The 26,675-nt window shown below is 45.5% G+C and carries 28 protein-coding genes and 1 pseudogene; 11 read left to right on the forward strand and 18 right to left on the reverse strand.

Features of this window, described 5'->3' with window-relative positions:
* Positions 1-70: 70 nt before the first annotated feature.
* From H595_RS0113330 to H595_RS0113345, 4 genes are all read right to left on the reverse strand, one after another.
* The gene (locus H595_RS0113330; RefSeq protein ID WP_027671660.1) at positions 71-1,123 is read right to left on the reverse strand and encodes an aldo/keto reductase; all 1,053 of its coding nucleotides are present in this window, start codon (positions 1,121-1,123) and stop codon (positions 71-73) included.
* Between the two features lie 14 nt (positions 1,124-1,137).
* The gene (locus H595_RS23505; protein WP_051219892.1) at positions 1,138-3,390 is read right to left on the reverse strand and encodes a sensor histidine kinase; all 2,253 of its coding nucleotides are present in this window, start codon (positions 3,388-3,390) and stop codon (positions 1,138-1,140) included.
* A gap of 138 nt (positions 3,391-3,528) precedes the next feature.
* A complete protein-coding gene (locus H595_RS0113340; protein ID WP_027671661.1) occupies positions 3,529-3,939 on the reverse strand; it encodes a type 2 periplasmic-binding domain-containing protein in 411 nt (136 codons plus the stop codon).
* A gap of 25 nt (positions 3,940-3,964) precedes the next feature.
* A complete protein-coding gene (locus tag H595_RS0113345) occupies positions 3,965-5,104 on the reverse strand; it encodes a hypothetical protein (protein ID WP_027671662.1) in 1,140 nt (379 codons plus the stop codon).
* A gap of 238 nt (positions 5,105-5,342) precedes the next feature.
* Here H595_RS0113345 and H595_RS0113350 point away from each other — a divergent pair, with 238 nt between their 5' ends.
* A complete protein-coding gene (locus H595_RS0113350) occupies positions 5,343-5,753 on the forward strand; it encodes a hypothetical protein (protein WP_027671663.1) in 411 nt (136 codons plus the stop codon).
* 211 nt (positions 5,754-5,964) lie between these two features.
* On the opposite strand, the gene H595_RS24420 is transcribed toward H595_RS0113350, so the two are convergent.
* Positions 5,965-6,501 (reverse strand): OmpA family protein, encoded by a 537-nt coding sequence (locus H595_RS24420; RefSeq protein ID WP_051219893.1) that lies wholly within the window; start codon positions 6,499-6,501, stop codon positions 5,965-5,967.
* A gap of 183 nt (positions 6,502-6,684) precedes the next feature.
* Between H595_RS24420 and H595_RS22350 the strand changes: the two genes are divergently transcribed.
* The 7 genes from H595_RS22350 (at position 6,685) to H595_RS0113390 (ending at position 11,745) form a co-directional block, all read left to right on the forward strand.
* The gene (locus H595_RS22350; protein WP_037054811.1) at positions 6,685-7,002 is read left to right on the forward strand and encodes a GreA/GreB family elongation factor; all 318 of its coding nucleotides are present in this window, start codon (positions 6,685-6,687) and stop codon (positions 7,000-7,002) included.
* Between the two features lie 154 nt (positions 7,003-7,156).
* On the forward strand, positions 7,157-7,543 hold the full coding sequence (locus H595_RS0113365; RefSeq protein ID WP_027671664.1) for a glutathione S-transferase N-terminal domain-containing protein: 387 nt from the start codon (positions 7,157-7,159) through the stop codon (positions 7,541-7,543).
* Positions 7,544-7,639: 96 nt separating this feature from the next.
* Positions 7,640-8,392, forward strand: a complete 753-nt coding sequence (locus H595_RS0113370) for a class I SAM-dependent DNA methyltransferase (RefSeq protein ID WP_037054800.1) — start codon at positions 7,640-7,642, stop codon at positions 8,390-8,392.
* Between the two features lie 234 nt (positions 8,393-8,626).
* Positions 8,627-9,499: a YncE family protein gene (locus H595_RS24425; RefSeq protein ID WP_205623226.1), complete on the forward strand. Its 873-nt coding sequence runs from the start codon at positions 8,627-8,629 to the stop codon at positions 9,497-9,499.
* Complete coding sequence (locus H595_RS24430; protein ID WP_205623227.1) at positions 9,412-10,710, forward strand: hypothetical protein; 1,299 nt, start codon at positions 9,412-9,414, stop codon at positions 10,708-10,710. Before H595_RS24425 ends, H595_RS24430 begins: the two co-directional genes overlap by 88 nt.
* Positions 10,711-10,886: 176 nt before the next feature.
* Positions 10,887-11,108, forward strand: a complete 222-nt coding sequence (locus tag H595_RS0113385) for a helix-turn-helix domain-containing protein (protein WP_027671666.1) — start codon at positions 10,887-10,889, stop codon at positions 11,106-11,108.
* A gap of 22 nt (positions 11,109-11,130) precedes the next feature.
* Positions 11,131-11,745 carry a hypothetical protein gene (locus tag H595_RS0113390; protein WP_027671667.1) on the forward strand — a complete coding sequence of 205 codons (615 nt, stop codon included), beginning with the start codon at positions 11,131-11,133 and terminating at the stop codon, positions 11,743-11,745.
* Positions 11,746-11,844: 99 nt separating this feature from the next.
* Here H595_RS0113390 and H595_RS0113395 read toward each other — a convergent pair whose 3' ends face one another.
* Positions 11,845-12,402 carry a GNAT family N-acetyltransferase gene (locus H595_RS0113395; RefSeq protein ID WP_037054801.1) on the reverse strand — a complete coding sequence of 186 codons (558 nt, stop codon included), beginning with the start codon at positions 12,400-12,402 and terminating at the stop codon, positions 11,845-11,847.
* 53 nt (positions 12,403-12,455) lie between these two features.
* On the opposite strand from H595_RS0113395, the gene H595_RS0113400 reads away from it, so the two are divergent.
* Positions 12,456-13,088 (forward strand): lysoplasmalogenase, encoded by a 633-nt coding sequence (locus tag H595_RS0113400; RefSeq protein WP_027671669.1) that lies wholly within the window; start codon positions 12,456-12,458, stop codon positions 13,086-13,088.
* A 54-nt stretch (positions 13,089-13,142) separates the two neighbouring features.
* Here H595_RS0113400 and H595_RS0113405 read toward each other — a convergent pair whose 3' ends face one another.
* The 3 genes from H595_RS0113405 to H595_RS0113415 form a co-directional block, all read right to left on the reverse strand.
* A complete protein-coding gene (locus H595_RS0113405) occupies positions 13,143-13,880 on the reverse strand; it encodes a PEP-CTERM sorting domain-containing protein (protein ID WP_027671670.1) in 738 nt (245 codons plus the stop codon).
* Between the two features lie 172 nt (positions 13,881-14,052).
* Entirely contained in the window at positions 14,053-16,455 is a 2,403-nt protein-coding gene (locus H595_RS0113410; protein WP_037054804.1) for a zinc-dependent metalloprotease, read from the reverse strand.
* A gap of 104 nt (positions 16,456-16,559) precedes the next feature.
* The gene (locus H595_RS0113415) at positions 16,560-17,117 is read right to left on the reverse strand and encodes a cytochrome b (RefSeq protein ID WP_027671672.1); all 558 of its coding nucleotides are present in this window, start codon (positions 17,115-17,117) and stop codon (positions 16,560-16,562) included.
* 423 nt (positions 17,118-17,540) lie between these two features.
* Here H595_RS0113415 and katG point away from each other — a divergent pair, with 423 nt between their 5' ends.
* A complete protein-coding gene (katG, locus tag H595_RS0113420; protein ID WP_027671673.1) occupies positions 17,541-19,805 on the forward strand; it encodes a catalase/peroxidase HPI in 2,265 nt (754 codons plus the stop codon).
* 87 nt (positions 19,806-19,892) lie between these two features.
* Here katG and H595_RS0113425 read toward each other — a convergent pair whose 3' ends face one another.
* From H595_RS0113425 to H595_RS0113440, 3 genes are all read right to left on the reverse strand, one after another.
* Complete coding sequence (locus H595_RS0113425; RefSeq protein ID WP_027671674.1) at positions 19,893-21,167, reverse strand: DEAD/DEAH box helicase; 1,275 nt, start codon at positions 21,165-21,167, stop codon at positions 19,893-19,895.
* 196 nt (positions 21,168-21,363) lie between these two features.
* Complete coding sequence (locus H595_RS0113430; RefSeq protein ID WP_027671675.1) at positions 21,364-21,678, reverse strand: DUF6172 family protein; 315 nt, start codon at positions 21,676-21,678, stop codon at positions 21,364-21,366.
* 178 nt (positions 21,679-21,856) lie between these two features.
* Positions 21,857-22,756: a MipA/OmpV family protein gene (locus tag H595_RS0113440; RefSeq protein WP_027671677.1), complete on the reverse strand. Its 900-nt coding sequence runs from the start codon at positions 22,754-22,756 to the stop codon at positions 21,857-21,859.
* Between the two features lie 265 nt (positions 22,757-23,021).
* Between H595_RS0113440 and H595_RS22360 the strand changes: the two are divergent.
* A pseudogene (locus H595_RS22360) lies at positions 23,022-23,467 on the forward strand (CreA family protein).
* Positions 23,468-23,478: 11 nt separating this feature from the next.
* Here the strand turns inward: H595_RS22360 and H595_RS0113450 are convergent.
* The 6 genes from H595_RS0113450 to H595_RS0113480 all read right to left on the reverse strand — a co-directional run bounded on the left by H595_RS0113450 (position 23,479) and on the right by H595_RS0113480 (position 26,558).
* A complete protein-coding gene (locus H595_RS0113450; RefSeq protein ID WP_205623228.1) occupies positions 23,479-24,057 on the reverse strand; it encodes a DUF6151 family protein in 579 nt (192 codons plus the stop codon).
* A 306-nt stretch (positions 24,058-24,363) separates the two neighbouring features.
* Positions 24,364-24,702 (reverse strand): M23 family metallopeptidase, encoded by a 339-nt coding sequence (locus tag H595_RS24780; protein WP_084153596.1) that lies wholly within the window; start codon positions 24,700-24,702, stop codon positions 24,364-24,366.
* On the reverse strand, positions 24,596-25,081 hold the full coding sequence (locus tag H595_RS22365) for a M23 family metallopeptidase (protein ID WP_051219895.1): 486 nt from the start codon (positions 25,079-25,081) through the stop codon (positions 24,596-24,598). The genes H595_RS24780 and H595_RS22365 overlap by 107 nt, the downstream gene beginning before the upstream one ends.
* Positions 25,082-25,206: 125 nt before the next feature.
* On the reverse strand, positions 25,207-25,731 hold the full coding sequence (locus H595_RS0113470) for a GNAT family N-acetyltransferase (RefSeq protein ID WP_027671681.1): 525 nt from the start codon (positions 25,729-25,731) through the stop codon (positions 25,207-25,209).
* Between the two features lie 15 nt (positions 25,732-25,746).
* On the reverse strand, positions 25,747-26,058 hold the full coding sequence (locus H595_RS0113475) for a cupin domain-containing protein (RefSeq protein ID WP_027671682.1): 312 nt from the start codon (positions 26,056-26,058) through the stop codon (positions 25,747-25,749).
* A gap of 44 nt (positions 26,059-26,102) precedes the next feature.
* The gene (locus H595_RS0113480) at positions 26,103-26,558 is read right to left on the reverse strand and encodes a type 2 periplasmic-binding domain-containing protein (RefSeq protein ID WP_027671683.1); all 456 of its coding nucleotides are present in this window, start codon (positions 26,556-26,558) and stop codon (positions 26,103-26,105) included.
* Positions 26,559-26,675 lie beyond the last annotated feature (117 nt).

The following is a 26,675-nucleotide window of genomic DNA, read 5'->3' on the forward strand; positions in this document are numbered from 1 at the left end:
AATACTGAGTTAAAAAATGGACATAACAAACGCCAGCACAATACGCCTTCGCCGCTTTGCTAACGCGGTATTAAAACGGCGCCGGATACTGGCGTAAAAACAGTGCCATGTCAGCCATTTGCTCAGGTGTTAACGCTACAGAAAATGCGGCAATATTCTGCTGCAGCTGCGCCATGCTGGTGGCGCCAATAATGGTAGATGTCACGCCATCAACCTGATTAACCCAACTTAGTGCTAACGCTGCCGGGCTAAGGTTATGGCTATTTGCTAACTCAACAAAAGCGGCTATCGCTTTATTCGATTCAGGAGTGTCACGAAATAAACCGTTACGTTGCAACATACTCCAGCGCGAGCCTTGCGGCCTGGCGCCACCTAAGTACTTACCACTGAGTGCGCCACCGGCTAAAGGCGACCATGGCAAATAGGCGATGTCTTCATGGACACATTGCTCAATAAGATAAGGCCAATCTTTAGTGTGTAACGGGCCAAACTCATTTTGAATCGACACCATTTTAGGCAAATTATACTGTTGGCTGAGTTTAAGATACTGGCTAATCCCCCAGGGTGTTTCATTAGACAAACCACAGTAGCGAATTTTGCCCGCATCAACACAGTGTTGTAGTGTCTGCAATATGGCCAGCATATCATCAGTTTGCTGCTGGGCATTAATGTCTGAAAATCCAATCTGTCCGACGCCGTGTTTGCCAAAATGTGGCGACACCCGGTTTGGCCAATGCAGTTGATAAAGGTCGATGTAGTCGGTTTGTAATCGCGTTAAAGAATCGTCAATGGCACTGACAATACTTTGCGGACTAATACCTGTTCCCTCGCGGATATAGGGCAAGCCGCTACCGGCTATTTTTGTTGCTAATACCAAGTTTTGGCGCAGTGCCGGATGACGATGTAACCAGTTACCAATTATACGCTCGGTTGCGCCATAAGACTCGGCCGTTGGGGGTACCGAATATAACTCTGCGGTATCGAAAAAATTAACACCTTGCTCAAGTGCATAAGCAAGTTGAGCGTCGGCGTCAGCCTGCGTATTTTGAGTGCCCCAAGTCATAGTCCCTAAACACACGCGAGATAATTTTACACCGCTGTGACCCAAATTGGAGTATTGCATTCATGTTCCTTTTACTACGTATTGCTTTTCAAAAGCGAAAATGTGAGATAAAAACAGGCACCTTGGCCGGGCGTTGAATCAAAATGTATACGGCCATGCATTGCCTCTACCAACTGCTTGCTTAATGCTAAACCTAACCCTGTCCCGCCTTCAGCACGCGAATCACTGGCGTCGGCTTGAGAGAATTTATGAAATATTCGATGCTTGAAATCCTCAGCAATACCAGGACCGTTATCTTGTACGCTAATACGTATTGCGTCATCAACAACCTCGGCGTTGACAATAACCCTGCCATTCGCTGGTGAAAACTTAATAGCGTTTGACAGTAAATTGGCCATAACCTGTAAAAAGCGAAACCGGTCTAGCTCAGCAGTTAGCACAGCGTCAATTGCTGCAGCGGTATTTTCAATAATAACCTGTTTTTCAAGCGCATAAGTTTGATTTTCAGCAATAGCCTGCACTAACAATGCGGTTACAGAGTGCGGTTGCAGTTTAATACGCATTTTACCGGCCGCCAGTTTTTCGATATCCAGTAAATCATTAATTAAAAACGTTAATCGCTGGCTATTGTCGCTGGCTAATTTTAATAAGTGTTGATGCGGCGCTGACAGCGGGCCCAAACGTTCAGACAGCACTAAACCCAAGGCGCCTGAAATGGCCGTTAGTGGCGTGCGCAGTTCATGGCTTACGGTAGAGACAAACTCGGTTTTCATCAACTCAAGCCGATGCCGCTCAGTAATATCTTGGGCGGTGGCATACAGTTTACCCGTATCCGGATCGGGTGTGGTAAACCATTCCAGCGTGACATAGTGGCCATGTTGATGCTTTAACCGGTTAACAAAACCAAGTGACTTATCGCCATCATATAGCCGCTTAATTTCTTCGGCGGTCTCATCAATATCTTGCGGATGAATAAGCTCAGCATAAGGCGTTAACAGAAGATCTTTTTCAGAATATCCCAGTATTACCGTGAACGCATGATTTACCCGTTCAAAATAGCCTTGCAAACTGATAATACACATTAGGTTTTGGGATAAATCAAAAAACTGTTTTAACTCAAAACTAATATGTTCTTGCAAGGTAATATCACGCGCCATGCCAAGGTAACCCGTTAATTGCTTTTGGGCGTTGTACATTGGCGTGACCACCAACTGCACCCATAATTCAGTGCCATGTTTGCAGCGGTATATCCAGCGCCGGCTCTCTTTGCCATCACGCCTTGGCAAATAAGCAAAAACATCAATGCCAGTAATAGTGCATTGTAACTCTTCAGTTAGCTCTTTTGCCCGCAGCGTTACTTCATCGCTATCATGAAATTGCATCGGTGTGTGTTTACCTACTAACTCGTCGGCTTTATACCCGAGCATTAATTCGGCGCCACGGTTAAATAACGTAATAACACCTTCGAGGTCAGTAGCAATAATGGCAATTTCCGAGGCGGCATCCATAACATTGTACAAAGTACTACTTAGGCTCTGCAGTGAATCATAGGCCGTTTTTACTTGAGTAATATCCTGAAATAACCCATAAACCCGAATACACTCACCATCATGAAACTCTGGAATACCTATCGTCCTAACCCAACGCAGCTCATCTTTAGCGGTGACAATTTCAAACTCCTCATCAAAGGTTTTTCCTTCGCTTACCGCAGTAGAAAACACCTTAGCGATCCGCTCCCGACTCTCCCCCTCCTGATAAAACTCAATAGCTCTTACCATGTCACAATTAAAATCATCCTCAACCTGATGTATACGCCGGGTTACCGTATCCCAACGCGGTGTCGTTGGCGGCATAGCTACTTCCCAAGTGCCGATATTGGCAATATCGCCGGTCCGGATTAGTAAATCATAGGTATGCAGGTGCTGCTGCTTGGCTGCCTCAGCTTGCTTACTCGGCGTTATGTCATCATGGGTACCAAACATCAGTATCGGCTTACCATCAACATCCCGTTGCACAACTCGCCCACGCATGCGTATCCAAACCCAGTGGCCTTGCTTGTGCTGCATACGGGCTTCAATATCGTAAAATGAGGTGGCTGCGTTAAAATGCTGGTCTAACGCTTTTTCTGCTTTTGCTAAATCGGCAGGATGTATAAGATTACGCCACGTTTGTAAACTAAAAGGCATTAACTCGTGCAGCGGGTAGCCGATCATTCCGGCCCAATGGGTGTTAAACACCGTATCACCACTGGGAATATGCCACTCCCAGGTGGCAATATTCTTAGCGGTAATAAGTTCATTTAACTTTTCTTTATCTGACAACGACATAGCGTTAAGTTACCCTTCAACACGGGGAAAGCTGACGCATAATAGCAACAGTGTTCCAACTTAACAGCCTGTGCCGTGCAATAAACACGGCTGTACTTTAGGCACTATCTATTCTAGTAATACATTCGGACAAACTGATCAGTTAATGTTTAGCAATACTTTTACGGATGATACATCTGTTCCACTGCTAACATAACCGAGAAGATTAGGATTGTTACTTACCAACTTAACCATTTCCTCTTCAGTGTTCACCTCTTTTGGCGGTGTACCTTTGCCGGTAAAAACCAGCTTAGACCAGTAAGCTTTAATCTGACTCGATGAGCGCCCCATGGCCTTTTCGTCAAAACTGGCACGTAATGCGTTAGCATCGGACAAGTTTAACGGTACTACACTATCACCATTGGCAAAGCTACTGCTTTTGCCTGTGTATAAACGCTGTAACTCTTCAGCACTAACACTGTTAGTGTTGGCCGGATTACCAATGACAACGATGCTAGCGTGAGCTGAACCCATTAACATCATGCAAAGTAGAATGCTGCGTGTTCTCATAATTTGTCTCCGCGTGGCATCAAGGCTAAAAAATAAAATCATAAGATAAGGCGGCAACCGTAGAGTTACCAACAAAGTCATACAAGGACCTGTCGTTAAAACGGTTGATTTGCGCTTTAATCGAACTACTGTTGTTCATGTCATACCGCAGGGTAAAAGAGGTATCGGTAAAGCGTTCAGGCTCGTACAATTCCAAATTATTCGATTTATCCCAAAATCTTGACCAACTGATAAAAGGCGTCCAGTTACCGTGACGATAACCGACACCTAGCATACTGGCTGGTGATCGAATAACTAAACCATCCGCTTTGTCTTCGCGTTTATTCAAGTTCATTTCTGACAAAATAAACCAGTCGCCAAAATCCGCATTGAGTGACAACCCCATCACCGTTTGATCGGTTGGTGGGCTATAAAATGCATTGCTGTCAGGTCGCTCGGTAGTGCTATTTTCGGACATCATATAAATAAACCGAGCGGTGAACCAATCCCGCGTTAGTTCAACATCAAAACCGCGGATCTTGTCCCATTTACTGTCTTGAGACACCGTATCGTATAAATCGTTGTAGGGCGCATCATCAACTGTCTCTGCACCCGCATAAACATTAGCAGTTATACTCCAGTCGGAATAATTATCGGTATAACGCAGGTTGGCACCATTGTAATTACTGGCTTCCCAGCCATATAGCGTTTGCGGCGGTCTTAGCCAAATATAGGCGAAACCTACATCCTGAAACTCAGAATAGTAATACAGCGGGATACGCTTTCGCCCAGCCTGAATAGTAAGCTTATCGGTTATATCATATGACAGGAAAGCCCACTCCAGACTCAGTTCACTGTCAACTGCGCGCGCCATCACCTGAGTAACTAATGACAGCTTGTCAGTGAAATTCACATTTAACTGCGCCCCTAAACGGCTTTCCTCTTTAAAACTCCAGCTATCATTTTTCTGATAAATACCGCCGTTATTATAATCGGTAATAAAGCAAGGGCACTGATAACTTACGTAATCAGTCTCTGTCACATCACCAGATAATACTTTACCCGCCGCTATGGTACCAAAGCCGTTAAAACTATAACTTATTTCAGCGTGCAGCGGCGTAACCACAGCAAAGCCAAAAACGACAAAAGCAGAGCGTAAGAAACTGATTTTGTTGCTTCGTTTCATGCAAACCTCTAAGTAAATTTAAACTGGACACCCTATAAAAGTAGCTGCAGAACTGCTACTTGCAATGAAATTAGGCGACAAAGCATGCAATTACTGCCAAATTGCCTTTTTATATACATTTTCCTATCGATAGGTTAATAGTTTTCCCTATTTTAATTACCTCAACAATCACAGCACTGGCAGACACTGGCCAGTTTGTTACATAATTACACTTTGATTATTAGCGTGGAACTTAGTTATGCCTTTTATCCGTATGGTAGCCATACTACTAATAACTGCCGGCCTGCTAGCCTTTACCGACACACCAAGTCAAAGCAAGCTGGAGCAGTTACTGCAACAACAATTTGACCAGCAACACGACGGTTTAATAACAGTTGATAAACTAAAGAAACTTAATGGCTGGTCTGAACGCGACAAACATTACAGCGTTGAAGTCAGTTACAACATAGTGTTTAACACATCGTTCAAAGCCTATGTAGACCAACAAACTGCTAAACCAGGTAACCCGCTTGAAAAAATGGCTAAAGGCATATCAGCAGGTATGTTAAAGCTGCAATACGGTGATTTTAAAGCCGGTGATGAGTATCAGGTTACGCAGCAAACACTTAGCTTGCTTAACGCTGAAAATGGTTGGCTACTGCAGCAATAACTATTATCCAGGTATTAGATTGCACTAATCAGGCAACGTAATCTCAAAGGCAACTTTTCTCGCTGCAGGTAATGACGATCATTAGCCGGATATTGTTGGACCAGTGTTTCAGCTTACGACAGCAACTGTTCGGCGAGATCAGTATGTTTAATACCGCTACAGCAGCACGGAGCGCAATAGCGGCGACTACACATACATTTATTAATCTTTACTACGATTCAAATACCACGGTAAGTTCAACCCGACGATTTGCGGCTCTGCCCTGAGCCGTTTTATTGTCAGCAATAGGCTCTGCCGGGCCGCGTCCTTCAGCACTTACACGATCAGTTGCTATTCCTTGCTTAATAAGAAAAGACCTAACCTGATCTGCACGTTGTTGTGACAACATATTATTATGAGCTAATTTGCCAGAACTGTCGGTATACCCAAGCACGACGACTCGACTAAAAGCCACATTGTTAAGTGCGTTAGCCACCTTAATAAGCTGTTGCTGTGCCTCTGTACTTAAACTTGCGCCGTCATGAGAAAACATGGTGTTTCCACCAAACGCCACTTTCACACTATTATCGGGTGCATCAAATGTCTTTAAGCCTTCTACCGGGTATAGTCTGGCAGCAAACACAGTACTGGCTGGCGGACTGTCATTCGTTGCAGCTTGAGCGCTGTCTTGGGTTTGGTTTGCTGTGTTAACACAGCCTGTTGTAATTAGTGCCGCTATAACTGCAGCGGTAAGCAATGACGTACGCAAGGTTGCACTCCGGGTTAATCAATGAGAATAAATGTTAAAAATTAGACTCAATTTTAACTTAACCATGTACATTAATAAATATTAATATTTACATATGGCAGACAATATCTTCTTACAAACATAATCATCTTTTTATAGCAGACAAAAGACGAGTAAACGCTGATGCAGCGCGGGTTGATGTACATGAATACCCCTGAAATAGTGCTCACCACAACCGATATCGATAGATTAGAACAACTACTTGATACACTTAGCTCCAGCGTTACCGGTGTAGATACATTGCGTCAGGAGCTGGCGCGTGCCAGCATCGTTTCGCCTCAACATTTGCCCGTTGATGTGGTCAGCATGAACTCTACAGTACGTTTTACCTTGGGTGATGGAAAAAGCAGTTGCTTGACGCTGGTTTACCCTAAAGATGCCGATCGAAGTGGCATCATGTCTACTATCAAGGTAAATGAAATTATTTATCAACCTGAACGCGAAGGAGCCTACCATCGATAATATATTGACACGGTGCAGTTGCCCGCGGTCATCTCAATACAGATGACCGCGGCTGTAGGCCAATAGTAAGCAAAATGATACAATAGCCGAGCTGTTGTATTGTTTTACATCAGATACTGTTTAACCATTCTTCCATTAACTTACAGAGTTGTATATGCGTTTATTTTTTCGTTTAGTTCGTCTTATCTTAACCCCTTTTATGCTGTTGGCGGAAAAATTGACCACCCAAAAAGCATTAGAGCGCAGCCCGGCAGAACAATACAAAGTAGACCTTGCCTGTCAACAACTGGCTCTGTATCAATTTAAGGCTTGCCCATTTTGCATTAAAGTTCGCAAAGAAATGGCGCGGCTTGGTCTTAATATTGTTAAATATGATGCGCAGCATAACCGGCATCACCGCAAAGAACTGGAAAGCGGCGGCGGAAAAACGAAAGTTCCCTGTCTTCGTATCGAAAGCAGTAATAATGAGGTTCAGTGGCTGTATGAGTCTGCAGACATTATTGCTTATTTACAGCAGCGTTTTGCGGCTACAACCGACTAAACATAAGTACAAAACGGCTGTTATATTGGCACTTCGCAAACGCAGTAAACTACTATAAAATGCGCCACCGAAATTCAGCCCGAGCGGCACTACCTTATGTTGTCCTCTACTGCGTTATACACCGACTTGTCTGGCTACTATGATTTAATGTGCTGTGATATTAATTATCAAGCACAAAGCAATATGGTACAGCGGTTACATCAGTTGTTTGGCAATGGCGGTAATGCTCATCTGGATTTAGCCTGCGGTACCGGGCCACACATACGCCATTTTATCGACTATGGTTACCGCAGCAGTGGGCTGGATATTCATCAGCCTATGCTGGATATTGCCCAGCAACGCTGCCCTGAAGCCAGCTTTACACTGCAAAATATGTGTGGGTTTGAACTAACACAGCAGGTTGATTTAATTACCTGCTTTTTATATTCAATTCATTACAGCCAATCTATTGCCTTGCTAAAACAATGCATTGTAAGCGCCTACACAGCGTTAAATGCAGGTGGTGTATTTTGCTTTAATGCCGTAGATAAAGACAAAATTTGTAACCACAGCATTGTGCGCCACAATACAACCTTGGGTGACAACCATTTTGAATTTGCGTCGGCCTGGTATTACAGTGGCACAGGTGAGCAGCAGACACTAAAGTTAAACATTACCAAAACCACAGCGAATATTACGCAACACTGGCAAGACCAACATAGCATGGTTGCCCTGCACTTTTCCGCACTTACGGCATTGCTCGCTCCCTACTTTGATGTGCAGATACTGGCGCACGATTACGACAAAATACAACCATGGGACAACAGTGCAGGTAATGCGTTGTTTGTTTGTGTAAAACGCGACAATTAAGCAGCGCAGATCTGCGCTGACTGTTATTTTACGTTTTCTGCAACACGGCTACTGCAAGTTTTAGTTGTGGGGCTCTCCTGTCTGATAACTTTTTGCTGATTTTTTTCATTTACTGCATCCAATTACATAACTCAGTCGTTTCTGTGGCTGGGGTGAGCATTTTTTACGCGTGCCGGGGTTAGTGCTGTCGGCCTGTTGTTCACCAAACGCTATTAATAATGTAAGGAAAACAGAATGAATACAGTAAAACCGACACGCTATATTAGCGGCACACTCTCTTTGAGCGCATTAACATTAGCCATGGTAATGGCCCTTTCTGGTTGTAATGGTGATGATGGAATGGACGGAGCAGCTGGTCAGGCTGGCAGCAACGGTGAAGCCGGCCCCCCAGGCCAAAATGGCACTCCGGGTTTTAGCGCCGCTAATTTTTTAGTCTCTAACAATGGCTCAAGCAACAGCGGTACTGTCGATGTAGTCGATCAAAACGCTACTGCCTTAAAACGTCTACAGGGACTGAATAATGAAGGGATAGCTCTGGACCCCCTGGGTAATCTGCTGCAAGCCGGTGACAGCACTAATGGCAGCCTGAAAACTTTTTGCCATATTGCCCAGCGCCCAGATGGCGCCGCATTTGATAGCAATGTCGATCGTGAAATAACCGGTACTGCCACGGGGTTGGTGAATCCTAAAGGGATCGCCGTATCGAAAAAATTGGGTTTAGTGTTTATTGCTGACCAAAACGCCATGCAGGTAACTGTTTATGGGGCCGCAGCTGCCGGTAATACTGAGCCATTAGCCACCACCACCACCGAAGCTATGCCGTGGGATCTGTTTTATGATGACATGAACGACCGCCTGTATGTTGCCCTGACCAATGGCGTATTGTCAGTTTACGACAATTATGTCAGCAGTGATTATGCCGCTATGCCAACACGCAGCATTACCCCGGTTAATGCTGAAGGTATGCAGGTATCGGTTATTTGCACGGCATTGCCTATGACAGGCTGTCAGACAAGCTGGTGCTATCAGACGTCGGCAGTGCTAGCGATGCCAGTGACGGCAGTTTATTTGTACTTAATAACATTTCTGTTGCCGATGGCGAAGTGATACCTTCCCGCGTGATTACTGGCCCAGCGACCCAGTTAGGTAATCCGGTCGATATCGTACTATCAGGCACTGAGCTGCGCGTGGCAGAAAAAGCCAATGATGCCATCTTGGTATTTGCCAATATATTTTCCGGCCAAAGCGGCGATATTGCACCAGATTTAATCACCTCTGCGCTTAAACCAGAATCACTGGTACAACTGACAACACCCAAACAAGATGCCGATATCTCTGATAGCACTAGTCCTGTGGTATTACTGGGCGTCGCCGTATCCAGTAACCCCGCAGCTGCGGGCCCTACCACTGGTCAAATTAGCCGGGTAAATGCCGCACTCACCAGTGAATTGAGCCAGTATAATGCCATGCAGAATATCGAAAGTGTGACGTTTGATATCGCAGGCAACAGCTATACAAGCTTTGACACCGCAGATAGCGGCGGTATTGTGATATCAAACCGCGTTGCCACACGACGCAATGGCGAGCAATATACTGCGGCACAGGATCGTATTATCAGCGGCAGTAATACTGGTTTAATTTCGCCAAAAGGTTTGGATGTTGACTCTGCCACCGGGCTTATCTTTGTTGCAGAAAATAACGCTACCAGCCCTGGCGTACTAATTTACTCGGCTTGCGCCAGCGGCAACGCCGCGCCACTGCTGAGCTTGAATACCGCTCCCGCCAGGCCGTGGGATGTCGATTACGACCCAGCAACGGACAAAGCCTTTGTTGCACAGACAAACGGCACAGTCGCAGTATTTAATGAAGTCAGAAACAAATGGTTAGCCGGTGTCACTAATATCAGTGCCGCCAACAGTATTATTACGCCGGCCATAAACGGCACCGCTGTGGCAGCACCCACTAACCTGCATGGTATTGATTATGACTTCGCCAGTGATGTATTAATGTTATCTGATGTTGGCAGCGCCGCAGATGCGAGCGACGGTAAAGTGTATGTGTTGAACAATGCCAGCTCTGCCAATGGTTTAACAGAAATAGCCGTGAATATCGTGGGCAATAACACCGCGCTGGGCAACCCTGTCGATATTATGTATAGCGGTCAGCACCTGTATGTTGCCGAGAAGTCTAACAACCTGGTGCTGCGTTTTGACAACATCCTAAGCAGCGGCGGCGGTAATATAGCGGCTGATGCCAGCTATGTATTTACAGCGCCAGAATCGGTCGCCATTGTACCGGTTTACTTGAACACACCTTAACCAACCATCCCGGTTATGCATGCCACTGGAACACCTGTTCCAGTGGCAATTTAAACTCAGCGACAACAATTACATCATTACCCCCTAACCACACCAAAATATAAAACATAAAATATTTTATGTTTATCATAAATATTTTATTGATATACGCAAAAAAATCAGCTACAGTTTGCGCTATGAATATACAAATTAATCTCGATATAGAACTGGCTAAAAAGAAGATGTCACTTACTGAGTTGTCACAGCAGGTTGGTGTGTCCATGACCAATCTTTCGCTGTTAAAAACCGGCAAAGTAAAGGCAATCCGCTTTAGTACGCTAGCCGCCATTTGTCAGGCGCTGAACTGTCAGCCTGGTGATATTTTGCAATATGTAGACAATGACTCCGGCACCGACTAAAGCCGGCATATAGGAGGTTTTTATGTTTAAAAATGATTATGCTGCCCCGGGTATTGCGGCGCTGATACTGGCAGTAGCCTTTCCAATATATTGGCTTTATGCCTTTCATATTGGTTCAGAGAATTTTGTTGAGGTTTATCGCGCAGATATGCTTAGCTTAAGTTTGTCTGACTTAGCGTTTGTATTTGTTGGCGCCTTAGAGGTTTACATTTACGTCAGTTTACGGCGAAGCTTTGCTGAGCGCTTAAGCTCTGCCACCCCAGCTGTTTTATTACTATTAATGGCAGTGCTGGTAATTATTTTTCATGCGACAGTGTTGGTTGATGTTGCACTTGCAGTTACCGCAACAACGCTGTCAGAACAAACTATCAACACTATTGGTGAGTTTACCGTGGTGGTTGCCTTGGGGGTGTTATTTGCCTACGCATTAGTGGGGCTCGTACTAAGCGTAGTGCTACTACTTAACCGAACTGGCGCGCCAAGTGTACTAAAGTACTTCGCAGTAATTCTGCTTGCAGGCTGTTTACTGCAACTAAGCATTATTTTCAGCCCGGCAAACATCTTTATTTTTCCTGTTGCTTTGCTACTACTGGCTTATTATTTTCTTGCAGCACCAAAAATGTTAGAGGTGGTATAAATAAAAGGCTAACAGTTCAACTGTTATAATCCGAGTAATGCACTACCACCGCAGTAAACTGCTATGCTCGTTGCGCTGATACAACTTATTAATTAAATGTCAGCATGACGAGCTAATTTCTTTTCTGTATAACACAGCATCAACTTCCCCCAGCGCATCCTTATGCCTATAACGCTTTATAAAGTGCATGCCTAGTTTACGCATTACACCAATGGAGCCGGCATTTTCAACCATTGCCGTAGCCGACAGATAACGCACCTTTGGATTTGCTTTTACTACCGCATTCGCCACCGCTGCCGCGGCTTCACTGGCATATCCCTGGCCCCAAAAGGGCTTTTTAAAACGCCAGCCAATTTCAACGTCATTGTTACTTGGCGTTTCGGTGTCAAACCCCATGGGCCGGATCAATACCCACCCCATATAGGCATTATCGTCAGTCCGACGAACCTGCCAAATCCCATAACCCAGCTCCGGCTTACGGTACAGCGCCATGCGAGGTAACATAACGTCGATAATCTGCTGCATTGACGTACGCTTACCGCCATTGAGATAACGCATCACATCTTCATCTTGATCAACCTCAAACATAAGGTCAGCATCTTGATCACTTAGCAAGGAAAACGATAGCCTTGCACTAGGTTGTACCCGTATTACCATATTGTATATCCATCTTACTGTGTTAGGCTAAGCCTCTGTTTTACAGCTGAATTATGACTATGCCTTTTGCTATTTCTATATGTTACAGCCTGTTAGCGCTGGCGTACATACTGCTTTCTTATCAGGGCGAATTTGCTTTGAACTTTGCAGTAAAAATTATGCCGTTGCTATTACTGTTGGCTTGGATAATACATTCGTCAGCCAAGTTACCTCGTGGGCTTATTCTTGCCCTGCTCTGTTGTATGACAGGAGATGTGCTACTGGCTTGGAACGCACAAACGCTGTTTGTTTATGGCTTAGCCGCGTTCTTGTTCGGGCATATAGGCTACTTATTGCTGCTACGCCCTTTTGTCAGCTTTAATGCTTTATTATTAATCCCCTATACACTGTTTGCCGCAGTTGCGCTAAGCCTGATGTGGCCAGCCCTGGGGGAAATGGCAATACCGGTGTTAGTTTATATCGGAATTCTGGTAGCGATGTCGTTTGCTACCTGGTGCAGCCGAGACAGCAATAACTGGCTTATTATCGGCGGGCTGGTTTTTATCAGCTCAGATGCATTGCTAGGCCTGAACAAGTTCTATCAGCCAATACCCGAGGCAGATAGCCTGATAATGCTGACATACTATTTGGCGCAATACGCGCTTATACGAGGGTTTATGCGTAGGCAGGAAAACAAAACTTACTAGCTGAATCCATAACATAAGCCCCAGTCAAGCTGGGGCTTATAAGCATGAATAATGTTATATTGCAGTAGTCTGACGACGTTTACGCGCAGCGCCTACAAACAGCAAGCCCGCACCTAAAATTGCAATAGTAGCAGGTTCAGGAACCGACGCTGGGGTATTGTAAGTTAGGTTGTCGTAACGCACATTGTAAGAAGTGCCTGCGTTCTTCGCATTAAGTATCACTTCACCAAAGTAGGAATGACCGCCGTTTGATGTAGTAAAAACATTATTACCGTTTACCAGATAGCTAATTACGCCACCACTGATACTAAACGCCAAATTGTTAAAACTATCTAGCGCTGCGCCACGAAAACCAATATCGACCCAACCGTTGTCACCGTCCCAGGCTTGTAAGCTACCCACACCGTTAGTAACAAAATACTCTAAGATTGGATAATAGCTAATGGCATCTGATGCGTCATACGCCACACCCCAAATGCCGCCGTAACGACCATCAGCAGTCCAGTTGGTGCCATCTATAAACATATCGATGCCAAGATAGTCAGACATGCCCGTGTTCAGCTTCATGCCTTGGGTAGAAAAAAATGGGTCAGCATCACACTTGGTGACTTCAGCACCGTCAATGCCTAACACCAACTCATTGTTAGAGATAGCAAAACTTGCCGGCGCGCAGCGATCGGTTTGCCAGGCAGATAAATCATCACCGTTATTAAACTCGTGAGTAACTACCCCAGCACTAACATGCATAGATGCCGCACATGCAACCAGATAAAAAAATGTTTTCAGCTTCATAAACGTCCCTTTTCGGTTGTTATTCAACATAAATTTTGCAAAATACGCGCCATTTATTTATTTGTTAAATTACAGAGAGCTATCTAGTCCCTAAATTACATCCGTAAAAAATACTGACGCTGAAACATATTAAATTACCTATATATAACATACATTTAAAATATTTATTGCGCTATATAGGCGAACCTGGCGGTAAGGCCTTTGGCACAAATACCGGCTGCCATAAACCGCTTTCCAAGTAGCGTTGCCACTGGCCCAGCAACTGTTGATAGTTGGCGTCTTTGTGTTTCGCCAAGCCCTTCGCCAGTTCTGTTAACTTGTGTTGCAGTAGCGCTTTTGCTTCAGGCGCCAGCTCTACAGAAGTAAGGCTTTGCATCAACTGATAAAACGCTACATGAGCTACCCGTTGTTGAAGTAACGCGGCTGAACCGTTTTGCCACTTTTGTTTTAGGGTTGCAGCCAACACCGCATCCAGCACAGTACCCAGCTGCTGTTGGCCACTTAGCCGATTGAGCCGCTGCGGATGCAATATCAGTTGCAACGTATGGTTAGCCGACGCTTCAGCTGCAGATAGTGGATCAAATGCCAGACCATAACGGCCCTGAAAACTCTCGCGGCCATTGCTGTCGCCAAAAGCTTTGGGTGGAATTAGCGCCAGGAGCGACGATGGCAATGTCAGATAATCAGGGCTTAATGTGTCAAGCAATGCCTGCAGCGCCTGTTGCTGCTTGGTGTTGTCTACCCAGCGAAAGCCCTTTGGTGAGGTGTAATCCCCTTTTAGCTCGTACTCATAATAGGCGCCACCGAGCAACTTACTGACCGCTTCAACCTGATAACGATGCAGTAAATAAATTGGTACTAATGCCTCTTGCAAGCTTGATAACGGCTGACCACTATCAATGTTGTTCAAACCAAAACGGTTTAATGCCGTCTGGCGTACCTCTGCAAGACGCTGCAATTCAGCTACGGCATCGCTGCCATTGTCCCATAAGTGACCAATGGCACTTACGCCTCCTTGCGGCCGCGCATCTTGATCGGCCATATATTGCAGGCCTTGCTGTCTCTCACTTTGCACCAATTCTTGCCGTTGCGCCGCTGAATTATCGCCATAACCATAGGCAATGGCGTAATTATCCCATTCGCCAAGTCCTTCACGATAAGCATTATCCAGTGCTGGTTTACCATTATGTAAATCAATTTGCGGGTGTGGGTAATCCATCACGGTAGAGCGGCCGTTGGCACTGCCGGCAAAATTATGAATAAGGCCCAGGGTATGACCGACTTCATGAGCGGATAATTGCCTGATACGTGCCAGTGCCATGGCTTTTTGCGACGTTGTATCAGTATTATCCTTGCTATAAGGTGCGGTTAAACCGGTGGCAATCAAAAAATCTTGCCGCACTCGTAACGAGCCCAGCGTAACGTGGCCTTTGATAATTTCACCGGTGCGCGGATCAGTAACACCAGCACCATAAGACCAGCCGCGGGTAGCGCGATGCACCCATTGGATCACGTTGTAACGCACATCCATCGGGTCGGCATCGGCAGGTAACAACTTCACCTGAAAGGCATCTTTATAGCCAAGTTGTTCAAATGCGGTATTCCACCACGAAGCGCCATCCAATAGCGCAGTGCGAACCGGCTCTGGCACAGCAGGATCCAGATAATACACTATGGGTTTAACTGCCTCGCTAAGCGCGGCGGTTGGGTCTTTTTTCTCCAGTCTGTGTCGGGGCAACAAGCGCTTTACGATAGGCGCATCAAAGGCGCTGGCATAATCCATATATTCCACCGGCCAAAAACCGGAATACGGATGGAAGTCCCGGCTTTGGTAGCCCGGCTCTGGTAAAGCAATAAGCGAATGATGCAAATGCACGCTAATAGCCTCCGCCGCTGGCGTAACCTGCTTAACGAAAGCCCCCGCTTTATCGCCGCTAAAAGTCACTAACGCTTCAAGTTCTGTATTTTTAACAAAGGCCTTACTACGCGGTAAATAAACACCACTGCGTTTACTGTCAACCTTATAGTTGCCTTGCTTTTGTGCCGCCAAACTGGCACTTATCTGATGTATATCACTTAGTAAAAATTCGGTGTAATCCACCAATACGGCAGAGTCATTACTGGCCACCACCGGCAAACCAGCAATAACAGAACTGGCAAAGGCTTCCTCTACACTTAAGCGCTCGGCAAGGCTGTCAGACTCAGCTCGATAATAGGTGTTTAGCTGCTTTAGCATCACCTTATTGCCAAAACGCTCAAACTGCACCAAGCGGGTATCGCCTAACTGACCGCGGTCCAGGCCAATATCATTCGATCCAATCCCTCGTGGCAAAGAGCTTTGAAAAATAAAAGGTTGTGCCAGTTTATCAACCAACAGATACACTTTATCGCTGGAGGCATCGTAGTAAAAATCAAAGTAACCGCGTTGATGCACCATATTTTGGCTAAATTCTGCGATGGTCACGGCCTGTTTTACCGCAGTGTCACCGCCTTGGGGCGTTGCTAATGCCACACCCGTTGTAGCAATAAATATCGGGGCCAGTAATAGCGCACCGACCAGACTAATAACCTTCATCTATTCTCCCGTTATTATTGTTTGTTGCAAATATCCTGCATGGCTTTTGCAACCAAGGGCTCTTGTTGCACTAATACCTGTATTTTAGCTTTAGAAATTAACGTCTAACGACGACGCTTACCGGGCAGCATTCGGCTTAGTGTGGTATCGCGTAAAATATAGTGATGAAACAACGCAGCAACGGCATGAACACCAATTAAAACATAACCGACTGTGCCTGCGGTTTCATGAATTTCTTTTATCACTTTTGCTAAGTCTTTATTCTCGCTTGCCAACGCCGGCAGCTCCAGGCCAAAAAACGGTATTGGCTTGCCACTTAGGCTTAAAATCAACCATCCTGCTAATGGCATCCCTACCATCAGGCCATATAACGCAATATGCGCTACCTTAGCCAACATCGCCTGCCACTTTACAAGTGGTGGCGTTATAGCCGGCGTCGCCCCACTGGTAAAACGCACAAATAAACGCAGCAGCACCAAGAACAGCACGGATAACCCCAGCATAAAATGCCACATTTTTAATGCCTCTCGCGGGTCGCTCCCCTTAGGATACAACTCTCGAAGCTCAATGCAGGCATACACTGCAATAATTAACACCAGCATTAGCCAATGCAAACTTATAGAAACCGCGTTATAACGACCGGATGTATTTTGCCAGTTCATTTTACCCTCGATATTTTTGTCAAAGCAGATAACCGTAAATGTATCTCGGATAGTAACACCAAATAATGAAAAGAATGCCGCTGTAAATCCGGTTATTTATTCGCCTAAAAAGTAAAGCAAATGCCAATATGAGAAGTGTATTTCAAACTGTAAAAACTATAGCGTACACACAACAAAACCTAATCAATCTATTTTAACGGTTAGGTCAATCGCTTTAATTCGTATAAAACTATTAAGTAACTACTATACTCTTTTTACCGATGTTTTCCTGAGCAGTAAAGATGTTACTGCATCTGCTTAGATAAAATAGGTTGCCAAAAAACATTAATAAAAAAGTACTGCAAGGTGTTTTGGGCAACCTATTTGATGGTTATCAGGACGTTACTACGTAACGACAATACGTTAACTTAAAGGACGCAAATAATGAAACAACGATTATTTAATAAAACGATGCTAGCAGCCATGATGAGTTTAGTGCTGGCATCCGGTGCCGCCTTTGCCGACAATCCTTCAAAAGCAGAAATGACCAAGCCTGCTGGGGCTTCAGGTAACGGTATGGCCAAGCTGGGCGCGGTAAGAACCAATCAATTCTGGTGGCCGGATCAACTTAACTTAGCGCCGCTGCGCGATCATGACACCCGCTCAAACCCCTATGGCGCTGATTTCAACTATGCCAAAGCATTTAATAGCCTTGACCTTGCCAAAGTAAAATTGGACATCAATACCCTGCTAACAGCGTCACAAGATTGGTGGCCAGCTGACTTTGGCAATTATGGACCTTTCTTTATCCGCATGACGTGGCATAGCGCCGGCACGTATCGCACATTAGATGGCCGTGGCGGCGCAGGCGGCGGCCAGCAGCGTTTTGAGCCACTAAACAGCTGGCCAGATAACGGCAACCTGGACAAAGCCCGCCGTTTGTTGTGGCCGGTAAAACAAAAGTATGGTGAAGCGCTGTCCTGGTCTGATTTAATGGTACTTGCTGGTAATGTTGCACTGGAAAATATGGGGTTTAAAACCTATGGTTTTGCCGGTGGTCGTGCCGATGACTGGGAACCTGATTTAGTTTATTGGGGCCCCGAAATTGAAATGCTAGCCAGTGACCGTGAAGAAAAAGACGGCAAGTTGCAACGCCCACTTGGTGCAACACACATGGGGCTGATCTACGTTAACCCCGAAGGGCCAAAAGGCGTGCCAGACCCTATTGGCTCAGCGAAAAATATCCGGGTAGCTTTTAGCCGCATGGCAATGAACGATGAAGAAACCCTGGCATTAATTGCCGGTGGCCACACCTTTGGTAAAATGCATGGCGCCCGTAAACCAGCAGACTGTATGGGGCCAGAGCCCGCCGCTGCAGGCATTGAAGAGCAAGGCCTTGGCTGGAAAAACAAGTGTGGTAAAGGCCATTCTGAAGACACCACCACCAGCGGTTTAGAAGGTGCCTGGTCTCAAGCTCCAACACAGTGGACATCCTTGTATTTAAGTAACTTACTTAACTTTGAATGGAAGCAAACCCGCAGCCCGGCTGGCGCTATTCAGTGGATCCCAACGGATGAATCGTTGCATAAAGTGGTCCCCGATGCGCATATAAAAGGTAAATTCAATCCACCGGTAATGACCACCGCCGACTTAGCGCTGAAATTTGACCCGGAATACCGCAAAATTGCTGAACGCTTCTTAGCCGACCCGGAAGAGTATCGTTTAGCCTTTGCCAAAGCCTGGTATAAATTAACTCACCGCGATATGGGGTCACCACGTAATTTTCTGGGTAACGAAGTGCCAAAAGACATTCTGATTTGGCAAGATCCTATAGATCAGAAAACGCAATCTACTATCACCGCTAACGATATTAAATCGCTTAAAGCAAAAGTGTTGAAATCAGGTTTAACAGTATCTGAGTTAGTCCGCGTCGCCTGGGGTTCTGCAGCAAGCTATCGCGGCACCGACATGCGTGGTGGGGCAAACGGCGCACGCATTGCCTTAGCGCCACAGAAAGATTGGGCAGTAAACAATCCGGCAGAAACAGCAAAAGTGTTACAGGCATTAACCGACATTCAACGTGATTTCAATAAAGCCAAACGTAATGTTTCACTGGCTGATTTGATTGTACTCGGTGGCGCAGCCGCAATAGAACAAGCGGCTAAAGACGCCGGTTACAACATCACAGTGCCGTTTACGCCAGGGCGTGGTGATGCCACGCAGGATATGACAGATGAAAATGCTTTTAGCTTACTTGAGTTAACTGCTGATGGTTTTAGAAATTACTTTGACAGCAGCGCCAGCTATAAATCACCCACAGAAATGTTGGTTGATAAAGCCGATCAACTGAACTTAACCGTACCTGAAATGACAGTACTGGTGGGCGGCTTACGGGCGCTGGATGCAAACTATCAGGGTGCTAAACACGGCGTATTCACGGCAAAGCCGGGAACGTTAAACAACGACTTTTTTGTTAACTTGCTCGATATGTCGACGGTATGGAAAAAATCTGCCACTGACGGTATTTACGATGGTTTTGACCGTAAAACCGGCGACAAAAAATGGACAGCAACCTCTGTTGATTTGATCTTCGGTTCAAACTCAGAGCTGCGTGCCGTTGCCGAGGTTTATGCCTTTGATACGTCGAAGAAAAAGTTTGTTGACGACTTTGTCGCCGCATGGACCAAGGTAATGAACCTGGACCGTTAAGCCTTTAAAAACTAAAAGCGCTGCACGTTAACGGGTGCAGCGCTCTATTTTTGGTTATCTTCAGCTCCGTTAACGGCGCGTTGCTAACTATTTACTGCTACGTGGTTTCGCTTTAACTTTGGGCTTAGTTTTAGCCGTATTTGACAGCTCGATCTGGGTTTCTGTTGATTTATTAGAACGCCCTGACAAAACTTTACGCGCATTATTTTTTAGCAATGACTCACGGTTACTCACTTCAAAACCCGGCTTAATAACGCGTTTCACGTCGCTTCCCATCAGCCTTTGAATGCGCTGTAAGGTTTGCTCTTCTTCACGACTAACAAATGAAATAGCATTACCTGACGCCCCTGCCCGCCCGGTACGACCGATACGGTGTACGTAATCTTCCGGTAAATACGGCAGGTTAAAGTTAACAACATAATCCAGGCCTTGAATATCCAAACCCCGGGCGGCCACTTCGGTGGCTATCAGAACTTGTAATTTAGCCGATTTAAAATCAGCGATAGCACGACGTCTGGCGCCCTGGCTTTTATCACCATGGCATACTGCAGCATCAATTTTACGCTGTTGCAGGCCAGCTAACAGACGGTCTGCCTGCTCTTTAGTACTGGTAAATACCAACACCTGAAACCAGTTATTTTCTGCTAATAACTGCTCAAACAATTCAATTTTGCGTCCTTCTTCGACCGGATAAACCACATGGTTAACGGTATCGGCAGCACTATTAACTTTCGCTACGCGAATTTGCTGGTGGTTTTTCAGAATTTTATGCGACAACTCATTTACTGCAGGCGACGTGGTAGCAGAAAATAACAAGGTTTGCCGTGTCTGCCCAGTCTGTTGCAATAAGTTCAGCACATCAGTGATAAAGCCCATATCTAACATACGGTCTGCTTCATCTAATACCACAAATTCTACGTCACTTAATATCACGTTACCCAGCGCCATGTGCTCTAACAAACGGCCCGGGGTGCTGATCACAATATCAACGCCTGCATTAAGTTTATTCGCCTGGCCACCCATTTTAACGCCACCATAAAGTGCCGTAACACTGATAGGCGAAAACTGGGCATAAGCGGCAATCGTGTTGGCAAGTTGCTCTGCTAATTCGCGGGTTGGCGTTAAGATCAACGCTCTGGGTCTTTGTGCAACAGTGGCTTTGGGCTTATCCAACATGCGCTGTAATATAGGAATAGCAAAAGCGGCCGTTTTACCCGTACCGGTTTGTGCGGTGACTTGTAAATCTTTGCCGCGACGCGCTGGCACAATGGCCTGCGCTTGAACGGGTGTCATTGCACTGTAGCCACACGCAACCAGAGCACGTTGCAGGTCTGGCGCTAAATCTAAAGATGAAAATTGCATAAGAGATCCTCTGTAGAATTGCTACAGTCAAAAATGAGCGCAGAATATACAGTATTTTAGCGGTATAAGAGAGGATTGTTTGTTATTCAGTGCATTTATCGCCGTTTTAGCTGGCAACACTGTAGGATGCTAACAACATGGCAAGGAGTTACCCATGAAACGATGTCCTTGCCTGCTGCGAAAACGCTATTGACGCTTAGCCTTCGTCAACCTCGTCATCGGCTTCCTGACGCGGCGCATGGTTGCATGCTCTGGCAAGAATTTCGATATAAAACGCGGGCAGTTCTTGTGCTACCGCAGCATCAATATGTTTATTGATCTCAGAGGTAAATATTTGTTCTGCAACGTCTTCTGTGGCACCAAAGCGACAATCAAACGTCCAGTAATCCTTATCATCAGGTAGCTGCTTGCGACGCTCCCGGTTAAGGTACTTTTTAATATCATACTTAATGGCGTCTACCAAACGAGCCGGCTTAAGCTTAGGATCAGTTAACGCGATTGTCTTTTTCATCAAAATTCCTACCAATATACACTGAAGAGTAAAAGCTAAACGCGCTTTTAAAGGCGTATTCTACATGGATGACGCAAATATAACTGCCACTATCTGCTATTTTCTTGCAAAAGCTAAACGCTGAACCATTCCCGGCAGCTGAAATGCAGTTATTACGTTTAATCATGTGGCCAGCTGCCTACCAGGTTGCCTTGGCTTCGCTTTGATGAAAACGCCAGATAAAACCAACACCGATACTATATGTTATGTCTTTCTCAAATAACGGGCTATTACGGTTAGCCGCGCCGTAATGTGACTTGATGCTGCCCCCGGCAAAACCTCTAATGTTTTTATCTAGCGAAAATGCAATTCCGGCTGCAAGCTCTGCCCCCAAAAAACCACCAGATGCATCAAACGCCGCTCTGGTGTTAGATACAAACTGATCATCTACCTGATAAAAATAATCTTGCAGCTTTTCTGTGGCAAATATCAAACTAAAAGAAGCACGAAACCCGGCATCTTCGAATAACGCGCCCCGCTGTTGGTAAGACAGTGCTGGCTGAAAAACATAACCACGATGATCAATACGGCCAAAATCAGTCGAAAAAACCGACCTTGCCTGCAAGTGTGCAGTCAACCTGGCATTGCCACCGTTGTCGAAAGAAAAGTCTTTAATTCGATAAATCAGTTGCGGGCCAATTTCAAATAAGAAATCCAGCTCTGGCATGCCTTCTCTGGCGGTATTGTCGTCGCTGTCAGCAGAGAAAGCGCCGCCGACTGAAATATCAATTTCAATATCACTGCCTTCAACAACAACCGCGCGAGCATTACCATCGCCAATACGAAATACATCGCCGCGATACACAACATAAGGTGCTGCAAGGGCAATAACATTGTGCTCAGATGACGCAGGATAATTAGGCACCTGGCCCAAACCGCCACCCACACCAAATTCCCACAGAGGCTGCGCCTCGTTGCCCGCTTCAAACCCAGTAATATTTCTGTCAGGTGAAGCGGTGTTTTGGGCAATAGCGGATGCTGTCACACACAATAACATACTGCTTATTAACCACCGTGATGCCAGAACTGCATAATTCATCGTTTACCCTTTTAATCTTTGTTACAAAACAGCATTTTTACAGTTTATTCGCTGTCAGTATACACATCGGATTCTCACTATAGGGTTTATACACAACAGTGCCTAATATAAACCGCCCTGTTACCTCTTCGACAATGCTATGCTAATGAAACGCTGCCAAGGTGGCTGTGTTGGATAATAAACTTCTGTATCAAACAACGCAGTGAAATCACTAACTAAAGGAAACCCTGCAATGCGCCCTATATTCTGTGTATTACTACTGCTAATGATTACCGGATGCGACAAGAATGAAGTAGGCGACGTGTCATTGGGCGTGTTTACCACCAAAGATATCAAGCTGGATGCCTTTACCGATCCAGTGGTGACAGGCGTGACCTGTCATGTATCCAGCATCGAAGCCAACCTGAATTTTTCTGACCCGTCTGACAGCGCTATCGCCTGTCGCCAAACCGGCCCTATTACTGCCGACATGATTGCCAAAATTGATAAAAGCAAAAACGGTGAAGTACTGTTTACCAAATCAAAGAGTATTTTTTTAAAAGCATGAAGATACGCCGTATTTTAGACGCTGAACACCAAACCCTAATGTATCTGTCTTACTCCACCAAAGAAACCTCCGGTAGCTTTAAGCACAGCCTGTCTACCGTGGCACTGTGGGGAACAGACGCTTATGGCACAAAGAGTCTTGGGGAAAATACAACACGCGAATAATTTCAATTTAATTAATTTTTCAACTTGTCTAATTCGTCAGCTCTTAGTGTTTCAGGGGTTACCCGAGGTAAGCCTGTAGCATTAAAAAGAGCAGATTTTTTGTACCCTCCGTTGATACGGTTCGTGGTCACGATCCAAAGAAAGCGAAATAAAAACCCGAACAGCCCGCTTTGCTTTGGTTTCACATGGCCTAAAGCGGTATCTGTGTTTAACACGGCAACTTTTGCTCCAAAGTCTTTATCCATTTGCTGACGATCAAGGCAGTTATGAATCAGGCCAATAAATGACATTTTTGGGCTGGCCAAGGTATTGCCAATAGGCGTTCCACAACATGATGCATACCAGCGGATCATGCCTTTTTCGCTAAGGCGCACTGCCGATAGAAATTCTTCCCCTTGGCTAAATAGCAGGTGTTGTTGAGCCACCTGGACAATCTCAGTTCCGCCTTGTGCATCTAGTATTGCAGGAGCTTTATCAAGAAAATGTGCGAACGCCCGGCAATCCGTGCAATAGCAAATAAGACGATTGCTGGTTCCAATGTTTTCGAGTTTGCCTTTAACGGCACCGCAGTTACATTGAATTGAATGCATAAATATCACCATTCCTTGTCCAGATTAGGTTAAGTGCTGTGCAGTTTAAATCTTATTCTGCAAGCCGCCCGCGTATTTAAACACGGCTTACCATGCATTTGTAAATTTAATGTATATAACATTACGCTGCGCGATACCACATTTTATTGCACTGAAGGTGTCGTCAAGTTATTCATGTTAAGTGTAAATTGTGACCAACTTTGGGTATCTGTGACATGTTTGACTACGAGAAAATCTGCGCAGCCGATTGACGGTCTAGAGCGATTTTTGTTGGCGATAAAATTATGGTTAAGTACCATTTACAACCTACAGCAGTTTTTTATGCGGACTTAAAAAAAACATTTTTTTCCAGCCCTGGCTTTCCATCGTTGCGAGCCACGGAATAGGAATAATAGATAATATGGAATAATGCAGATGTGGTTGTTTGCCAGCAGCGTTACCAGTATCACCCAGTGTGGCTATTTGTGTATTGATATTAACAAAGTCACCAAACGCTACGTTATTTTGATTTAAATGAGCATAGTAATGTATTCGCCATTTAGGGCCCAACCTGGCTTTCCATCGTTGCGAGCCACGGAATAGGAATAATAGATAATATGGAATAATGCAGATGTGGTTGTTTGCCAGCAGCGTTACCAGTATCACCCAGTGTGGCTATTTGTGTATTGATATTAACAAAGTCACCAAACGCTACGTTATTTTGATTTAAATGAGCATAGTAATGTATTCGCCATTTAGGGCCCAATATAGCAATAGCATTACCACCTTTACCTAATACACCAGAAAATATGACCATCCCACTTGTGGCGGCTACAACTGGGGTATTTTTTAAGCCGAATATATCTATCCCCTTGTGTACGCCTGACGTACCCCAAGGCGAATACCAAAACGTATTATGGTTCCAGTCATTTTTTGTGGCACCCAGAACAGGTATTACGATTTTTTCTGGTATCAACAATCCTATTAATAGTATCAAGCCCAGGCTAAAAGCTCCGTACTTTAACGTTTTTGCAAGTTTGGTCATGGCATAAATACTTATTCGGCAGGTTTGGCTGTATTTAAAATACGGATTAACCCGCACTTGTAAAGTTAATGTGGTGAACATTACACGGCATATTTATAACTTTCAACGGCTTATGGGTACAGCTGCTACTGATTCTGCCTACAAATATGAGTTAATTGCATATAACACGCCTGCTCATCACGGTAACTGGCCAGCGCACTTATCGCGATATCCGACAGTTCGTTAACCACAGCAAAACCATGGCGCTGCCAATAGGGCACCGAGCCCTGCACCGCTACCAGCGCCAGTTTTGTTAGCCCCAGGCTTAACGCATGCTGTTTTGCCGTTGCCAATAATTGCTTGGCCAGCCCTAAACCGCGAGCTGCCGGGTTTACCGCCATATCGTGCAAATACAACAGCTGCGGCGCAGCTGCCGGCGTAAAAGCCGACGCCAGCGGCGCAACATCGCCGTTTATGGACGGATAACTGAATAAATACGCCAGTAGCTCACCGGCGCTATCTTGTGCCAGCCAGCAACTGTTCGGCGCCGCTTGCAAGCGCTGGCTTAACAGGGCCGGGCTTTCATACAAGGCATCGCTGTAGCAGCAATATTGCAATGCCACTACTGCGGGCAAATCAGCCTGCTGAATTAGCCGTATTGTTGTTTTCATAAACTACAAAACCCATCAAACACTGCCGGCCGTTTCGACCACTAAAATCCGCGCTTCACCTACCGGATGGGCAACATGCTCGCAGCCGATACCGGCATAAAAAATATCACCGGCTTCTAACCGGCTAACCTGCTCGGTACCGGCGTCACGGTAATGCATATCCACTATGCCATCCAGCACAACAAACACTTCTTCGCCATCATTGATATGCCATTTATACGGCTGATTAGTCCAGTGCAGCCGGGGGGTTATACCATTCATACTGGCAATATCCAGCGCGCCCCAGGCACGGCTGGCGGTAAAGTCTTTACTGCGGATTATGTTCATTGGTTACCTTTATCTATGCTGCTAAGCGACCTCAACAAACCAGGCTAATCCACCAAATTGTCTGCAATCATCGATGCAATGGCTTTTTCTAAACTCTGTCGCAGATGAGCGTGAGGGCTGGCTTTGGATAAAGCCAAATGGATAAAGCGGGGATCAGCATCCTGAAAAACTAAGCTCGCCAGTTTGAATTGGTTTTGGTATTCCGGCTTATCCTGAATTCGGATTTTGGCATACTCAGCTGTGGTAACTATGGCATCGCCCCGTTTTCTTAACAGCATCTGAAGTCCGACTTCCAGCGAGTTGATAACGATGGCTCTGGGGTGTTTAGCAATGATATTAATAGTATTGCTGTTGTAGGTATAACCCCGAATAACCATCAGGTTTAGCCGATTCAGTTCAGCAACAGTATGAATATCATCGCTGTGGTTAAGTACCAACAGCACCTCCGGCTTAGCTGCGCCAAGAGGAAGCATAAACATAATCGTGGTAGAACGACCCATTACTGAGCCGCCCCCACACAGATCCGGACGTGCGGAATTACCGCATCCGGCTCTTCAGTTATATATTCACTCGTGTAAAACACGCCCTTAATACCAGTCAACATGGATAATTCGCTT

The organism is Rheinheimera baltica DSM 14885, assembly GCF_000425345.1.
Taxonomy (GTDB): Bacteria; Pseudomonadota; Gammaproteobacteria; order Enterobacterales; family Alteromonadaceae; genus Alishewanella; species Alishewanella baltica.

What these genes read in the sequence shown, in the direction of transcription:
- H595_RS0113330 (WP_027671660.1), bottom strand. Translation starts at nt 1,123, where the DNA reads ATGCAATACTCCAATTTGGGTCACAGCGGTGTAAAATTATCTCGCGTG.
- H595_RS23505 (WP_051219892.1), bottom strand. Translation starts at nt 3,390, where the DNA reads ATGTCGTTGTCAGATAAAGAAAAGTTAAATGAACTTATTACCGCTAAG.
- H595_RS0113340 (WP_027671661.1), bottom strand. Translation starts at nt 3,939, where the DNA reads ATGAGAACACGCAGCATTCTACTTTGCATGATGTTAATGGGTTCAGCT.
- H595_RS0113345 (WP_027671662.1), bottom strand. Translation starts at nt 5,104, where the DNA reads ATGAAACGAAGCAACAAAATCAGTTTCTTACGCTCTGCTTTTGTCGTT.
- H595_RS0113350 (WP_027671663.1), top strand. Translation starts at nt 5,343, where the DNA reads ATGCCTTTTATCCGTATGGTAGCCATACTACTAATAACTGCCGGCCTG.
- H595_RS22350 (WP_037054811.1), top strand. Translation starts at nt 6,685, where the DNA reads ATGAATACCCCTGAAATAGTGCTCACCACAACCGATATCGATAGATTA.
- H595_RS0113365 (WP_027671664.1), top strand. Translation starts at nt 7,157, where the DNA reads ATGCGTTTATTTTTTCGTTTAGTTCGTCTTATCTTAACCCCTTTTATG.
- H595_RS0113370 (WP_037054800.1), top strand. Translation starts at nt 7,640, where the DNA reads ATGTTGTCCTCTACTGCGTTATACACCGACTTGTCTGGCTACTATGAT.
- H595_RS24425 (WP_205623226.1), top strand. Translation starts at nt 8,627, where the DNA reads ATGAATACAGTAAAACCGACACGCTATATTAGCGGCACACTCTCTTTG.
- H595_RS0113385 (WP_027671666.1), top strand. Translation starts at nt 10,887, where the DNA reads ATGAATATACAAATTAATCTCGATATAGAACTGGCTAAAAAGAAGATG.
- H595_RS0113390 (WP_027671667.1), top strand. Translation starts at nt 11,131, where the DNA reads ATGTTTAAAAATGATTATGCTGCCCCGGGTATTGCGGCGCTGATACTG.
- H595_RS0113395 (WP_037054801.1), bottom strand. Translation starts at nt 12,402, where the DNA reads ATGGTAATACGGGTACAACCTAGTGCAAGGCTATCGTTTTCCTTGCTA.
- H595_RS0113400 (WP_027671669.1), top strand. Translation starts at nt 12,456, where the DNA reads ATGACTATGCCTTTTGCTATTTCTATATGTTACAGCCTGTTAGCGCTG.
- H595_RS0113405 (WP_027671670.1), bottom strand. Translation starts at nt 13,880, where the DNA reads ATGAAGCTGAAAACATTTTTTTATCTGGTTGCATGTGCGGCATCTATG.
- H595_RS0113410 (WP_037054804.1), bottom strand. Translation starts at nt 16,455, where the DNA reads ATGAAGGTTATTAGTCTGGTCGGTGCGCTATTACTGGCCCCGATATTT.
- H595_RS0113415 (WP_027671672.1), bottom strand. Translation starts at nt 17,117, where the DNA reads ATGAACTGGCAAAATACATCCGGTCGTTATAACGCGGTTTCTATAAGT.
- katG (WP_027671673.1), top strand. Translation starts at nt 17,541, where the DNA reads ATGAAACAACGATTATTTAATAAAACGATGCTAGCAGCCATGATGAGT.
- H595_RS0113425 (WP_027671674.1), bottom strand. Translation starts at nt 21,167, where the DNA reads ATGCAATTTTCATCTTTAGATTTAGCGCCAGACCTGCAACGTGCTCTG.
- H595_RS0113430 (WP_027671675.1), bottom strand. Translation starts at nt 21,678, where the DNA reads ATGAAAAAGACAATCGCGTTAACTGATCCTAAGCTTAAGCCGGCTCGT.
- H595_RS0113440 (WP_027671677.1), bottom strand. Translation starts at nt 22,756, where the DNA reads ATGAATTATGCAGTTCTGGCATCACGGTGGTTAATAAGCAGTATGTTA.
- H595_RS0113450 (WP_205623228.1), bottom strand. Translation starts at nt 24,057, where the DNA reads ATGCATTCAATTCAATGTAACTGCGGTGCCGTTAAAGGCAAACTCGAA.
- H595_RS22365 (WP_051219895.1), bottom strand. Translation starts at nt 25,081, where the DNA reads ATGACCAAACTTGCAAAAACGTTAAAGTACGGAGCTTTTAGCCTGGGC.
- H595_RS0113470 (WP_027671681.1), bottom strand. Translation starts at nt 25,731, where the DNA reads ATGAAAACAACAATACGGCTAATTCAGCAGGCTGATTTGCCCGCAGTA.
- H595_RS0113475 (WP_027671682.1), bottom strand. Translation starts at nt 26,058, where the DNA reads ATGAACATAATCCGCAGTAAAGACTTTACCGCCAGCCGTGCCTGGGGC.
- H595_RS0113480 (WP_027671683.1), bottom strand. Translation starts at nt 26,558, where the DNA reads ATGGGTCGTTCTACCACGATTATGTTTATGCTTCCTCTTGGCGCAGCT.